Below are 13,728 nucleotides of genomic sequence, written 5' to 3' on the forward strand. Positions count from 1 at the left end.
CGCTCCTACAAAAAAAGGCTGCGGTTATAGGTGGGGAATCGTCAGTTTGGACTGGCGATTACTGCGATAGGGCACCTCGATCCGGTAATCGGTGTCCTCCGGCTTCTGGTAAATCGCCCCCTCGGTGTCGATCGCCAGGGTTACCAGGTGCCCCGCCGGCACGTCGTAGCTGGTGGTAAAGAAATCCACGCTGACTTTTTGCGCCTGCCCCACCACCGCATTGTGCAGGGTGACCGGCGCGTGGGTGATCAGGCGGCCCAGGCCCAGCAGATCCGTGTCGTAGAGGTGCAGCTGCAGTTGTACCTCCGGCTTGCTGGGCACTATCCACAGATCCAGCTGCGGGGTGCCACGGATTTTCAGGGTGTCCCACTGCAGCGGCGAGTGGTACTCGATGGCGTGGTAGCCGTTGATGCCCAGCATGCTGGTGTACACCGGAATGCCGAAGCCCTCCAGCGCGTCGGAAATCAGCGGAATACCGGTGCCGGCCAGGGTGTCGGCGCCGCCGTGGAAGCGGTTGTTCCAGTTCCAGCCGGAGTAGGCGCCGCTCTTCAGGCCGCCGCTGTTGAAATAGCTCAGCCGCGGGTGCAGGTACCAGGTGCTGCGATTCCGGGTTACCGGGAAATCCTCGAACTGCTCCAGGCGGTTGCTGATGCGCACCGTCATGTCCACTCTGGGCTCGCGGTGGATGCCGTTGTCGACGCCCTTCAGGTGGTGGTCGAACCAGCGGAAGCCGGTGGCCCAGATGTGCCCGTCGTTGCCGCCCAGGGTTTCCGTAATCGCGTGGGTGCCGGGGTTCAGCAGCAGTTTTTTCGGGCCGTCCAGCAGGGTGTAGAGATCGATCATGCTGTTGGGCTTGAACAGGTAGTCGGCGAAGTTGTTCGACATCAGCACCGCGGTGCCGTTGGTATTCAGCTGATCCACAAAGCCGAGTGCCGAGCGGGGCGCGGCGAACTCCAGCACGCCGTCGATATTCTGCCCGCGGCGCAGGTCGCTCCAGATGCGGTCCACCTGCGGGTCCAGGTTCCGCGCCGAGGCGGTGAGCAGCGTGCCCCACACCAGGTTGACGGTCTCGTTGGGGTAGAGTCCCTTCACCATGTCGGACCAGCCGGAGAGCGCGGCCACCGCGTCCACCCGCGGGTGCGCCGCCGCGGCCAGCAGCGAGACGCCGGCGCCGTAGGAAATACCGGCCAGGCCCAGATTGCCCAACGGGTAGCGGTCCTCCAGCCAGTCGATCAGCACGCCCACGTCGGCAATGCTGTGGCTGCCCGCCACATCCACCAGGCCGCCGGACTGGCCGAAGCCGCGGGTGGCATAGCTCATTACCAGGTAGCCGTTATCGGCCAACTCGGCGGCCTGCAGCAGGTACTGATGTTTCCCCTGTGCCCAGCTGTTGGTGAACAGCACCGTGGGATAGCCGCCGGCGGGTGGTGGGCCCTCGGGCACGAACAGGTTGGCGTCCAGCTCGGTGCCGTCGAAGGTGGTGATATCCAGGTCGTGGATAAAGATGGGGGCGGCAAGGCTCTGCGCCGCCAGCAGGGCGCCGCCGAGCAGCGCCAGGAACGGGGAAGTTTTCATGGGGTTCTCTCATCGCAATTATGTTTGTTTTGTGACTGCTCAGTCTGAAGCGGTCACATACTAACTATAGTCCTGTAACCGCCGCTCGATGCCTTCGCGAACAAAAACTTAGAAGCAGCTCCTGGTCATTGACGTATGGAAGAACCTTGAGGGATCACAGTAAAAGCTGACTTGTACGGACCTTTCAGTCCCAGAAAACCCGATGGATACTGGGTTTTGGTCTAAAATTGTTCTTTTTTTGATCAATAAAAACGGTTACTGTGTGCTTCCACTTTTTGCCACGGAGGGTCCAGAAGAAGTAACCCGGTGGTCAGAAATATGTTTTCCCGCGCACCCGCATTCCTGGTAATTTTTTTCAGTTTTGCCCTTGCCGCCTGCGGCGCCCAGCAAAACCTGGGCCTGGGGGAAGAGACCTGGTATCAGGTCGATAGCACCAACTTCCGAATTATCACCAACGGTGAGCCGGAGGTTGTGAAAATCCTCGCCTCGGACCTCGAGCGCTACCGCGCCGTGGCTCTGACACTGATGCCTGGAAGTAAAGCGGGGCAAAAGCTCACCATTTACGCCGCCGCCGATCGTCAGACCTACGGCAGCCTGGTGGGCGCGGAGCTGGGGGAACTCACCAACGGCTTGTTCGACACAACTGCCGAGGGCAGCTACGCCCTGGTGAACCTGGATGGCCGCAGCGGCGAGCGCCAGCTGGCGGCGCGGGAGTTCCTGTTCCACGAATACACCCACTTCCTCAGCTACAACGGCACCACCATTCACTACCCCTACTGGTACAGCGAGGGCTTTGCCGAGTTCATGTCCACCATGGACTTCCCCGCCCAGGGCCACTATGAGATTGGTGGAATCCCGGAAGAGCGGGCCATGACCCTGCTCTACACCGAGCCGCTCCCTCTGGAGCAACTGCTGCGCGCTACCGTGCAGAATATTCCGGACGAGGAGAAAAGCCGCGTTTACGCCAGCGGTTGGATGCTGGCCCACTGGGTGATCATGGAGAGCGGCAAGGCGGAGGAATTCAAGGAGTATGTGGAGGCCTACAACAATGGCGCCGACCCGGTGGAGTCGTTGGAACGCGCTCTCGGGATGACGCTGGCGGAGATAGACCGCGAGTACAAAAGGTTGTTCGAGGAAGGCAGGTTCGACCTGGCCAGTGGCGCGGTGCCGGCGGATTTCCGCGAGGTCAACCCGAAGGTACACCGCCTCCTGCCGCAGCGCGCAATGGTGGAAGTGGGCCGCTTCCTGGTGCTCTCCGGTTACAACCTGGAAGAGTTGTACTCGCTGGTGCGGTATGCCCGCGCCAAGAATATAGCCAGCCCGGAACTGATCTCGGTGCAGGCAGAGGCGGAAACCAGGCTGGGGAATTTCGACCGCGCCGAGCGCCTGCTGGCCACGGTTCCCGTGTCCCTTCGCGACAAATTCTGGTACCAGAGCGCCGACGCCTGGCTGGGCGTCAACCGCGAGATGTTCAAACCCGGACCGGCGCGCGATCGCAAACGGCTGAAAAAGGCGTGCGACAAATTCACGTTCCTGGTCAACAACGAATCGGACAACGCCTTCCACTGGTACGGCCTGGCCATGGCCATGGAAATGCTCGACTACCCGCGGGAAAAATACACCCAAATGCTTGAGCAGGCCTACCTGCGCGCTCCGCGCCAAGTGGAAATTTCCCAGTGGCTGGCGATGGAATTGTACGAACAGAAAGACGCCGAGTACTTCGCCCAAGTGGCCCAGCCGCTGCTGCTGGAACTGACCAACGAGCACGAGTACCAGCAGATGAAGATGATGCTGGCGGAGCTGAAGCCGAAAGCCGGGGCGAAAAAGGTTGTTGTGCAGTAACTGCCAATGATCGTGGCCTCCCCTTGCGGGGAGGCTTTTCCCCTGTAGGAGCCTGCTCGCAGGCGAACAACTCAAGCCCCAATGGCCCTATAAGCCCATCAAGCCAGGAAGATGGGCACGCTACGCTTTGCCCATCCTACAAGGAAGCGGCTTATCTTCGTGCCATTCAACTCAAGCGCTAATGGACACTGGCCCCCTTCCCACCAAATTCAATTTCCTGGTGCGTTATCACAACCGGATAACACAGCACCAGGGTAACGATATTTATCGATACCGGATTGAAGGCCTCGATTAAAAGCCCCGGTTTTACCAGCGCCACATCCAGCAACAGCACAACCAAAAGTGCCGCCCCGGCGTAGACCGGGAGCAGGCAATAAATGGAACTATCGGCCCGCCTGTTGAAATAAACCCTTTCAATGTAGTATACCCATTGTCTTGGCGAGAAGTGCCCCGAAATGAACTTAAAATAAAGTAAAAACGTGAATTACAAATTTTTATCCGCCCTGGTTTTCACTTCATTGACACTGTTGGCCGCGCTCGGCTGCGAAAGACAGAGCGGGCACGGCGAACAGGAGGCACCGTCATTATCAGAGCAGCAGTCGCCGAAACAGCTCCGGGTGGAGCCCGATCCGCCGGCCTTTGAGAATTACGTCGAGTTGGGGGATCTGCCGGAGATTCGCGCACACGGCGTGCTGCGTCTGCTCGCGCCGCGGAACCAGGAGGATGATTCCCTGCCCCGCGAGGGGCTGCCCGGCAGCGAGTGGCGGCAACTGGCCGAGAGGTTCGCGCGCAGCCGCGGGTTGGAGCCCCAGTGGGTATACGTGGAAACCTTTGCAGGCCTTATCCCGGCCCTGGCAGAAGGGCGCGGCGATGTGATCGCGACTAATTTTTCCCGCACCGCCGAGCGCGCCGAGCAGGTCGACTTCACTCGCGCCCTGCAGTATGTGCGCGAACTGCTGGTAACCGGGCGCGACACCCCGCTGGACACCGAGCCGCTTCAGGTGGCGGTGCGCCGCGGCAGTGCCTTCGCACAGACATTGTCCACCGGGGAGAGAAGCGGGCGTTTTTCCGTCACTTACCTGGACGAACCGGTAGATCACGACGACCTGCTCACGGCGGTAGCCGGCGGGGACTACCCGGCCACGGTAATCGACAGCAACCTCGCCGACGCCCTGTTGCCCGCCTATCCCGAGCTGATCGCGAGCCCGGTGCTGGAATCCCAGCGCGCCATCGCCTGGGCCGTGCGCAGCGAGGCGCCGCAGCTGAAGCGCGCCCTGAACGAATTCTTTACCGCCGAGCACCTGCTCGCCGGCCAACAACAGCAGCGCCCCCTGCGCGACTGGGAGCAGATACAGCAGAGCCGCACCCTGCGCGTGCTGACCCGCAATCACCCCGCCTCCTACTTTATGTGGCGCGGCGAACTGATGGGCTTCGACTACGACCTGCTGAAGCAGTTTGCCCGCGAGCACGAGCTGCGCCTGAGCATGGTGGTGCCCGGGCCCGATGTGGACCTGGCCGAGGCACTGGCCGACGGTATGGGCGATATGATAGCCGCCTCGCTGACGGTCACCGAATCGCGCCGGCGGCAGGGGCTGGTATTCTCGCGCCCCTATTTAAAAGTCACCGAGCAGGTGATCGCGGCCAAGGGGGAAGAGCAAAATACCGCGGAAACACCGGTACAGGAGCTGCTCGCCGGGCAGCGGGTCGCCGTCAATCCTCTCAGCAGTTTTTACGGCCACCTCAGTGAACTGACCGGGGATCAGGCCGAACCCATGGAAATCGTTCCGGTGGAAGGGGCCACCACCGAGCAGTTGATCGACGCCGTGGTTCGGGGCACCTATCCCCACACGGTGGCCGACTCCCATCTGGTAGCCATCGAGCGCACCTACCGCGACGACTTCGCGGTAGTGGGCGAGTTGCCGGGGGAGCGGGATATCGCCTGGGCAGTGCGCGAGGATCAGTCGGAGCTGCTGAAGCATCTCAACGGCTTCCTGAAGAAGCATCATCGCGACCTTTTCTTCAACGTCACCTACAACAAGTATTTCAAGGAAACCAAGCGTATCCGCCGCCACCAGCGCGACCGGTTGCGCACCGTCGACCAGCTCTCCCCCTACGACCCGATAGTACGCAAATATGCCGCCAGCGCCGACCGGGACTGGCGGATGGTGGTGTCCCAGATGTACCAGGAGAGCATGTTCGATCCCCGCGCCGAGTCTTTCGCCGGCGCCCGGGGGCTGATGCAGGTGCTGCCGCGCACCGCGCAACAGATGGGAATAGGCAACCTGTTTGAACCGGAAAACGGAATTCGCGCGGGCGTCACCTACCTGGACTGGCTGGAACAGCGCTTTCCGCTGGACCTGCCCTTCGATCAGAAAATCTACTTTACTCTTGCCGCCTACAACGCCGGCCACGGGCATGTCCGCGATGCCAGAAGGCTCGCCGCGCGCATGGGCGGGGACCCGGATCGCTGGTTCGGCCACGTGGAGAACGCGATGCTGTTGCTATCCGAACCGGAATACTACCGCCAGGCGCGCTTCGGCTACGTGCGCGGCCGCGAGCCGGTGAACTATGTGCGTGAAATTCGCGCGCGGTACCTGGGCTACCTGTCCGTGGCCAGGAGCAGCCATTCCCTATCGCCCGAATAGTCTTCCCAGTAGCGAGTGCCCGGATGAAATCCTGATGGCCTCTTCCCACTGGGACGCCTATGGCAAGGTGAGCCCGCTGCCCAGGGCCGCGTGGTCATCCCTTCCCTGTAGGAGCCTGCTTGCAGGCGAACAAAAAGGTCCGCTTAACTCAAGCTCTTTGCACCTGCCGGTGACACCAGCTCGAATATTCTCTTACCGTCTCTATAAATTGCGATCGTAGGGTGCGCCGTGCGCACCGGGAGGCGCTGGCACCGGGCGCGAAAATGGTGCGTATGGCGCACCCTACGGTAAAGGAATTAAGGGCTTTCAATACGCCTTATAAGGCAAAAACTTCCCAGACAACACGACCTTCACCCTGTCCCCCTTGAGGTCCTCCTCCCGCTCGATATCCAGCGAAAAGTCGATAGCGCTCATAATCCCATCGCCGAACTCCTCGTGGATCAGTTCTTTGATGGTGCTGCCGTAGACATTCACCACCTCGTACCGGCGGTAGATCAGCGGATCGGTTGGAACCGCCGTGGGCAGTGAACCCTTGATCGTGGTCTTCTCCTCGGCGGAAATTATTGGAGTTGATAGAGGAGCGCCAGGATGGCGAGGAACTGCAACAGGGCCAGGCCCCGCCAGAAAGCCACCGGGTTGCGCTCTATCAGCGGTGGTCGGCTATTGGCGAGGAAGGCTTTGTTCGGGTGGCGGAGGTCGTAGAGGAACTCCGACAGGTGTTGGTAGCGTTTCAGCGGGTCCGGGTGCACGGCCTTTTTTAAGGTGGCATCCACCCAGGCGGGGATCTCGCTGTCTTCGTCCAGCACACTGCGATAGGCGAGCCGCCGCTGGGCGGCGCGGCTGCGCGCGCGGGGGACGTCGGGGCCGTAGGGAAAGCGCCCGCACAGCATGTGGTAGGTGAGCACCCCGAGGGAAAACAAATCCGAGTGGGCCGAGGGAGTCTCGCCGATAAAATATTCGGGCGCGGCGTAGAGGGCGGTGCCCTGCAACTGGTCGCCCCCGCTGGCACCGGCCAGTTCACCCAGGCCGTCGATCCGCGTGGCACCGTAGTCGATGATTTTCGCCGTGCCGCCGCGGTCGATCATTATATTGTCGGGCTTCAGGTCCTGGTGCAGCATTTCCATGCGGTGCATGGCCTGCAGGCCGCGGGCGATCTGCTCGACGATGCCGCGCACGCTTTCCAGGTCCGGCTTTGGGTTGTCGCGCAGCCACTGGGCGAGAGTCTGGCCCTCGATGTATTCGGTGGCGGTGTAGAGATAACGGCGCTCCCTGTCCGCGGGCGCCGCCCTGAGCAGGTGCACGCTGCTGACCCGCCGGGCTATCCACTCCTCCATCAGGAAACGTTCCAGGTAGGCCGGATCGCCGCTCCTGTCGATGGAAGGGGTTTTGAGCAACACGCGGGTATTTGTCTGTGTGTCCTCGGCCAGGTAGGCATGGCTGCGGCTGGAGGCGTGAATCCCGCGCAGTATGCGGTAGCCGTCCAGCTCGTCGCCGGGGCGCAGTGGCGGCGGCAGCGGCAGCGCGTCTGCCTGCTGCAGCAGTGCCAGCGTCTCCCGGCCTGGTAATTCCTCCACGCGCACAATCTGGATCGACAGGTTGTCGCCGCTGCCGTTGGCAATGGCCGCATCGACGATAGTCCGGGCCGCCGTATCCAGGTCGCCGGCGGACTCGTGCAATTGTTCAATGATGAATTCCGCGCGCACATGTTCGTACACGCCGTCGGTGGCGAGGATAAAGAGCTGCCCCTCGCGCAGCGGAAAATTTTGGTAGTCCGGTTTCATATGGGCGTCAACGCCCAGCGCCCGGCTGAGATAGCTCTCCTCGGCGGAGACCCAAAGGCGATGATCGTTGGTCAGCTGTTCCAGCGTCTCGCCCTGCAGGCGGTAGACGCGGGTATCGCCCAGGTGGAACAGGTGCGCCGTATCGCCACGCAATACCAGCGCACTGAAAGTGCAGACATAGCCTTTGTCCCGCTCGAAGCGGTAGTGGCTCCGCCGGGTCTGCGCATCGAGCCAGGCATTGGTGGCCGCGATCACCCGGGTGGCGGCGGTGCGCACCGACCAGGCCTCGGAGGTGCTGTAGTAGTCCTCGAGGAAGCTCTTGACCGCGGTCTCGCTGGCGACGTGGCTGACGTCGCTGCTGCTGATGCCGTCGGCCATGGCCAGGGCCACACCCTTCAGCGAAAGCTGCGGCTGCCCGGGCACCACGGCGCCGTGAAAGTCCTGGTTGAGGGGCTTGCGCCCCTCGCTGGTGCACTGGCCGATGGAAACCCTGAGCTGGCCAGTGGACTCGCGGACGTTTGCCCCGGCGGCGGTTGCCGGCCGGGGTTGTGCTGCGTTCATTTCGATCAGCTGGCCAGCGCCGGCTTCGCGCTGTCGCCGCCCAGGTTGCGCTTGGGCGCGGTGCGCACATGGGTGCTGTACAGGGTCAGGCCGGTAAAGGCGAGGCCGCCCACCAGGTTGCCGAGCGCGGTGGGGATCTCGTTCCAGAGGAAATAATCCATTACCGAGAAACCGCCGCCCATCAGCATGGCCGAGGGGAACAGGAACATGTTCACCACCGAGTGCTCGAAGGTCATGAAGAAGAACAGCATGATCGGCATCCACATGGCCAGCACCTTGCCGCTCACGTTGGTGGATATCATCGCGCCCACAACGCCCATGGACACCATCCAGTTACACAGCATGCCGCGAATAAAAATGGTGAACCAACCGGCGGCACCGTACTCCGCGTAACCCAGGGTACGCGACTCGCCGATACCGGCGATCTTCTGCCCAACGACACCGGGCTCCACCGAGAAACCGTAGGTGAACACGAAGGCCATCATCAACGCCACAGTCAGCGCCCCGGCAAAGTTGCCCAGGAAAACCAGGCCCCAGTTCCTGAGAATACCCTTGATGGTGACCCCGGGCCGCCGGTCCAGCCAGGCCAGCGGCACCAGCACGAACACACCGGTAAGCAGATCGAAGCCCATCAGGTACAGCATGCAGAAGCCGACCGGAAACAGTACCGCGCCCAGCAGCGGGCTGCCGGTGGTCACGGTGATGGTGACCGCGAACACCGCAGCCAGCGCCAGGATAGCCCCCGCCATATAAGCCCTGATCAGGGTATCCCGCGTGGACATAAAGATTTTTGCTTCACCGGCGTCGACCATTTTGGTCGCGAATTCCGATGGTAATAGGTAAGCCATAGTGTTGCCCCCAAATTCCGAATAGCTGGAAGTTTCCAATGGATACCGCCAGTGGCCGGGTATTTTTCCCGGCGCACAAAAAACGGCGTCTCCCGCCCCGCTGGCTGTGCAGCAGGGATGGAGGACGCCGTTGTCCATGGAAACTGATTTTTGTGCTGGACAGCGCTAGTACAAGTGCGATGCCCACAAATATTGGGGCAAGTTCTGTGCCATCCCGCGACAACGGCGCGCCGTATTTGCAGGTTCTACCATTCGCCGGCCCGGGGTCGAGGTGCACCACTGTGGTGCATTGACACTTAATGCTTTCACAGGCGCATGTATGTGGTGCCCATCACCCGGCATGTAAAATGACTGATAGCGGTTTCATAACGCCGTATGCCGGGCCGCCCCCTTTTGTAGGAGCGGCCGTTGGCCGCGATCGGCCCTGCCAAGGGCACATGCCGATCACATCAGCACGTAGGGTGCGCCGTGCGCACCAGCCGACATCGCCGCGGTCTCCGGCCATGTTCGGTGCGCACGGCGCACCCTACAGCGGCTCTGGAGTGTTTCACGCGACGTTGTGAACAACTGCTATCACAAAACCTGCGACGTCTGGGACCGAACTGGGACCTCACCGGCGCCGTGCAGGATCTGGGCCGCTCGACCCGCTGGCCGGAGTGGAAGGAGGGATCGGAATTCAAGGCGATTCGGGATCGGAGTGCGGAGGCGAGACAGTAGTTCATTTCACCTCTGGCTGCGCCGACGATGTAAATGGGAAAATGGCGGGCCATCCAACCGGAGAGTAGATAGTGGGAGATCTCGTCACTATACTCATGGCGCCGTTTATCATTAATTATGAGCAAAGGAGGCCCCCTATGGAGGCTGAACTGAAAGCTCGGACAAAGGTAGAAGGGTTGCTGACCGAGGCGCAGCTTGATGAACTACGCAGTGCCTTACCAAACGAGTATCAACATCTGGACGAGTTTGAGTTAGTGAAGGCTATGATTGCGCGCGTCGAAGACGCGTCAAACTCAGTTCGGCGTGCCCGTTTCACCGTCCGCAACGCTATCCGTGCAGTAAGGACCAAAGAGAACCATTGACCCTCACTGAGCATGAAACTAGTCATATCAGCAGCTAACACAGGACAACAAGGAGCCTTGCCTGATGCCAGATTGGGCCATGTACATCGCTAAAGTAATAACTCTGGTGGACGATGTAAAAGGGCTGGAGGAAGACATAGAAGATCTTGCAAAAGAAGTAGTGCAAGTCAGCAGCCGTGTTATCCGCGTAGAGACCCGATTAGAAACACTACTTGATACACTCGACCGCTAATCGGCAGTAACCTAAAGCTCTCTGAAACCCCGCCATATGCGGGGTTTTGCGTTTCTACTTCTTGAGCTACCCGCAGAAATATCAGTACCAATGGGATTTTGTCGCGATACAGAGCGGGTATCCCCGAAGCCTTCACGGATTGTGAAGGCATTCTGGAATTATCTGACGGAGGTGCATGGGCAGGAGAGCGATAACGTGGGACAGAATCCACTTGTTGGTTTCTACTCTCAATCATTCAACGCGCAATCATTCACCGCGCCATCAGGCAACCTGTAAACCAGGCTGCGACTGGCTCGCCAGATATTCGTCGTAGGTTCCCTGAAAATCGATCAGCGCCTGATCCTTGATTTCAACAACCCTGGTCGCCAATGACGACACAAACTGGCGGTCGTGACTCACGAAAATCAATGTGCCTTCGTATTTTGCCAGGGCATTGTTCAGCGCTTCAATCGCTTCCATATCCAAATGGTTGGTGGGTTCATCCATGATCAACACATTGGTGTCCATCATCATCAACTTGCCGAACAGCAGGCGGTTTTTCTCACCACCGGAACAAACCTTTGCCTTCTTGTTGGCATCATCCGCGGTAAACAGCAGCCGGCCCAGAATGCCCCGCACCGCCAGGTCATCGTGCTTGGGGGTGCGCCACTGCGACATCCACTCGAATATGGTGAGATCACAGTCAAAATCCGCACTGCTGTCCTGCGGGCAGTAACCCACGGCCGCATTCTCAGACCAGTTGATTTCACCGCTATTGGCCTGGATCTCGTTGACCAGGCAGCGCAGGAAAGTGGTTTTGCCGACACCGTTTTCACCGATTACCGCCAGTCGCGCACCGGCTTCCAGAATCATCTCTCCGCCGTTAAACAGGGGCTCGTCCTCAAAGCCGTGGGATACGCCCTCCAGAACCAGCGCCTGCCGGTGTAACTTCTTGCACTGTTTAAAGGTAATGTACGGAGATACCCGGCTGGACGGCTTTACTTCGTCCAGTTTGATCTTTTCCATCTTCTTGGCACGGGAACTTGCCTGTTTGGCCTTGGACGCATTCGCGGAGAAACGGTTAACAAAACTCTGCAGCTCTTCCAGCTCCGCACTCTTCTTGGCGTTCTCCGCGTGCAACTGATCCTGAATCAGCGTCGAAGCCGCGACAAAGTCTTCATAGTTGCCGGGGAAGATACGCAACTCACCATAATCGATATCCGCCATGTGCGTGCAAACGGAGTTGAGGAAGTGGCGATCATGGGAAATGATGATCATGGTGCTTTTGCGCTGGTTCAGGATTTCCGCCAGCCAGTGGATGGTGTGAATATCCAGGTTGTTGGTCGGCTCGTCCAGCAGCAGGATATCGGGATCGGCAAACAGCGCCTGTGCCAGCAATACTCGCAGCTTCCAACCGGGCGCAACCTGCTTCATCAAGCCAAAATGCAGCGCTTCGTCTATTCCGGCTTCCAACAGAATCTCGCCCGCACGGCTCTCTGCGCTATAGCCGTCCATCTCCGCAAACTGGACTTCCAACTCAGCGACGCGCATCCCGTCGTCTTCACTCATTTCGGGAAGCGAGTATATGCGGTCACGCTCCTGCTTTACGGCCCACAGGGCTGTATCTCCCATGATCACCGCATCGACAACACTGTACTCCTCGAAAGCGAACTGATCCTGGCTCAATGTACCCACAGTACACCCCGGCGCAATCGAGACATTGCCGGCCGAGGGGGCTAAAGCACCGCTGAGGATCTTCATAAACGTCGACTTACCGCAGCCATTTGCCCCGATAAGGCCGTAACGGTTGCCATTACCGAACTTTGCGGAGATGTTTTCAAACAGCGGCTTAGCGCCGAACTGCATGGTAATGTTCGCGGTGGAGATCAAGAGCGTATTCCTGGGAGCTTGCAAAATGTGCGGCGTTAAACCAACTTCGTAACTACTCACCCCTTGTAGGAGCCTGCTTGCAGGCGAATGGCTACGGAGCTCTGTTCTTGTTCGCCTGCAAACAGGCTCCTACAAGGTGGCTCCCTTAAACCGGTGCGGGTTCCCTGTGGGTGAGTAGTTACCCGACTTCGCCATAGTGGAGACGTACAGCGGGGCGCGCACTATAAGGGATTGCCAGCGCCATGTCGAGAATTTTGTTCAAAAATCATACAGGTCGGGAGCCCGAATAGCGGCATTCCGACAAGGAAACATCCCTATGCTCAAGCCTTTCACCCTCTTCATTGCGACCGCAACCCTCGCCGTCTCCATGGTTATCCCTTGAAGTGCAACTGCTCGGCGGCGACGGTGAAAGCGAACGTGCCTCACTCAACGCCTGCACGCCCGGTACCAACATCGTCATGGACGGCAAATTCGTCACCGACCACTGCATCCCCGCCACCGTCAAGAAAACCTTCCACGGCGATCAATTGGTCACCGTCGAAATGGAAGTACGCGGCGGCGACGTCATCCGCCATATCGTCGACGGCGAAGTGGTGATGGAGTACGGAAAGCCGCAACTCGATCCCAAAGACGCCGATGCAAAGAAACTGATCACCGGCGAAGGCCTTCTGCTCAAAGAAGGCTATATCGCGATTCAGGCGGAAAGCCACCCCACCGTGTTCGAGAAGATCGAACTGATGGTGCTTGAGCCCTGATCTGTTTCGGGGGGCGCCGCTCCCCCCCACGGAGACATTTCATACAGTGGGCCGACCTCAGGCCCGTATTCAGAAGCCAATGGCTCTTGTTCACCGGCAAACCTCCGCTAAATTATTGACTTTAAAGGGGGTAACGCTGAGACTTTGAGCCAAAGGCAGACAAGAATTACAGAGCGTATAGCTCGTTTTACTTTGAATGCGAAGAAGAAATATTGGTTATCTATTTGATTTTAATGGGAAAAATTTTCTGTGTGGAATTGCGCATCGGATGTACAAGCGCTTGGTGATAATGAGCCAGTGGTTCATGAATAAAACTGTTAGAAATCATCGGAGATGTTCATGAAAGTTGGATTTTGCATCTGTCTTTGTCTCATATTTTTAGGGTGCCAGTCAGGTAATGTGAACCCCAATGTTGCATAAATTTCCGGCATTTAGCACCAATAACACTATAAATATAGGGGTTTAACGCAGTTTAAGCGCTGTCGGAGAACTTCACCGACGGTGAACTCTTGCGACAGGCAAAATAAGCTGATTTTTTTCA

10 protein-coding genes and 1 pseudogene are annotated in these 13,728 nt (G+C 59.1%); 5 read left to right on the forward strand and 6 right to left on the reverse strand.

Annotation, left to right across the window (positions count from 1 at the left end):
- Positions 1 to 24: 24 nt before the first annotated feature.
- Positions 25 to 1,575 (reverse strand): alpha/beta fold hydrolase, encoded by a 1,551-nt coding sequence (locus tag ACRC0P_RS13845; RefSeq protein WP_438631892.1) that lies wholly within the window; start codon positions 1,573 to 1,575, stop codon positions 25 to 27.
- Between the two features lie 306 nt (positions 1,576 to 1,881).
- On the opposite strand from ACRC0P_RS13845, the gene ACRC0P_RS13850 reads away from it, so the two are divergent.
- Positions 1,882 to 3,417, forward strand: a complete 1,536-nt coding sequence (locus ACRC0P_RS13850; RefSeq protein WP_438631893.1) for a hypothetical protein — start codon at positions 1,882 to 1,884, stop codon at positions 3,415 to 3,417.
- 178 nt (positions 3,418 to 3,595) lie between these two features.
- On the opposite strand, the gene ACRC0P_RS13855 is transcribed toward ACRC0P_RS13850, so the two are convergent.
- A complete protein-coding gene (locus tag ACRC0P_RS13855) occupies positions 3,596 to 3,874 on the reverse strand; it encodes a DoxX-like family protein (RefSeq protein WP_438631900.1) in 279 nt (92 codons plus the stop codon).
- 22 nt (positions 3,875 to 3,896) lie between these two features.
- On the opposite strand from ACRC0P_RS13855, the gene ACRC0P_RS13860 reads away from it, so the two are divergent.
- Positions 3,897 to 6,062 carry a transporter substrate-binding domain-containing protein gene (locus ACRC0P_RS13860; protein ID WP_438631894.1) on the forward strand — a complete coding sequence of 722 codons (2,166 nt, stop codon included), beginning with the start codon at positions 3,897 to 3,899 and terminating at the stop codon, positions 6,060 to 6,062.
- A gap of 306 nt (positions 6,063 to 6,368) precedes the next feature.
- On the opposite strand, the pseudogene cynS reads toward ACRC0P_RS13860, so the two are convergent.
- From cynS to ACRC0P_RS13875, 3 genes and pseudogenes are all read right to left on the reverse strand, one after another.
- A pseudogene (gene cynS, locus ACRC0P_RS13865) lies at positions 6,369 to 6,596 on the reverse strand (cyanase); the annotation flags it as partial.
- Between the two features lie 26 nt (positions 6,597 to 6,622).
- Positions 6,623 to 8,404, reverse strand: coding sequence for a protein kinase domain-containing protein (locus tag ACRC0P_RS13870; RefSeq protein ID WP_438631895.1), 1,782 nt, complete (start codon positions 8,402 to 8,404; stop codon positions 6,623 to 6,625).
- 5 nt (positions 8,405 to 8,409) lie between these two features.
- On the reverse strand, positions 8,410 to 9,252 hold the full coding sequence (locus tag ACRC0P_RS13875; protein WP_438631896.1) for a formate/nitrite transporter family protein: 843 nt from the start codon (positions 9,250 to 9,252) through the stop codon (positions 8,410 to 8,412).
- A gap of 854 nt (positions 9,253 to 10,106) precedes the next feature.
- Between ACRC0P_RS13875 and ACRC0P_RS13880 the strand changes: the two genes are divergently transcribed.
- Together ACRC0P_RS13880 and ACRC0P_RS13885 are read left to right on the forward strand one after the other, a co-directional pair.
- A complete protein-coding gene (locus ACRC0P_RS13880) occupies positions 10,107 to 10,331 on the forward strand; it encodes a hypothetical protein (RefSeq protein ID WP_438631897.1) in 225 nt (74 codons plus the stop codon).
- Between the two features lie 64 nt (positions 10,332 to 10,395).
- Positions 10,396 to 10,563 (forward strand): hypothetical protein, encoded by a 168-nt coding sequence (locus ACRC0P_RS13885; protein WP_438631898.1) that lies wholly within the window; start codon positions 10,396 to 10,398, stop codon positions 10,561 to 10,563.
- Between the two features lie 261 nt (positions 10,564 to 10,824).
- On the opposite strand, the gene ACRC0P_RS13890 is transcribed toward ACRC0P_RS13885, so the two are convergent.
- Positions 10,825 to 12,432: an ABC-F family ATPase gene (locus tag ACRC0P_RS13890; protein WP_438631901.1), complete on the reverse strand. Its 1,608-nt coding sequence runs from the start codon at positions 12,430 to 12,432 to the stop codon at positions 10,825 to 10,827.
- Between the two features lie 341 nt (positions 12,433 to 12,773).
- On the opposite strand from ACRC0P_RS13890, the gene ACRC0P_RS13895 reads away from it, so the two are divergent.
- Positions 12,774 to 13,187 (forward strand): family 16 glycoside hydrolase, encoded by a 414-nt coding sequence (locus ACRC0P_RS13895; RefSeq protein WP_438631899.1) that lies wholly within the window; start codon positions 12,774 to 12,776, stop codon positions 13,185 to 13,187.
- The last annotated feature ends 541 nt before the right edge of the window (positions 13,188 to 13,728 follow it).

It is taken from the genome of Microbulbifer sp., assembly GCF_051659245.1.
GTDB lineage: Bacteria > Pseudomonadota > Gammaproteobacteria > Pseudomonadales > Cellvibrionaceae > Microbulbifer.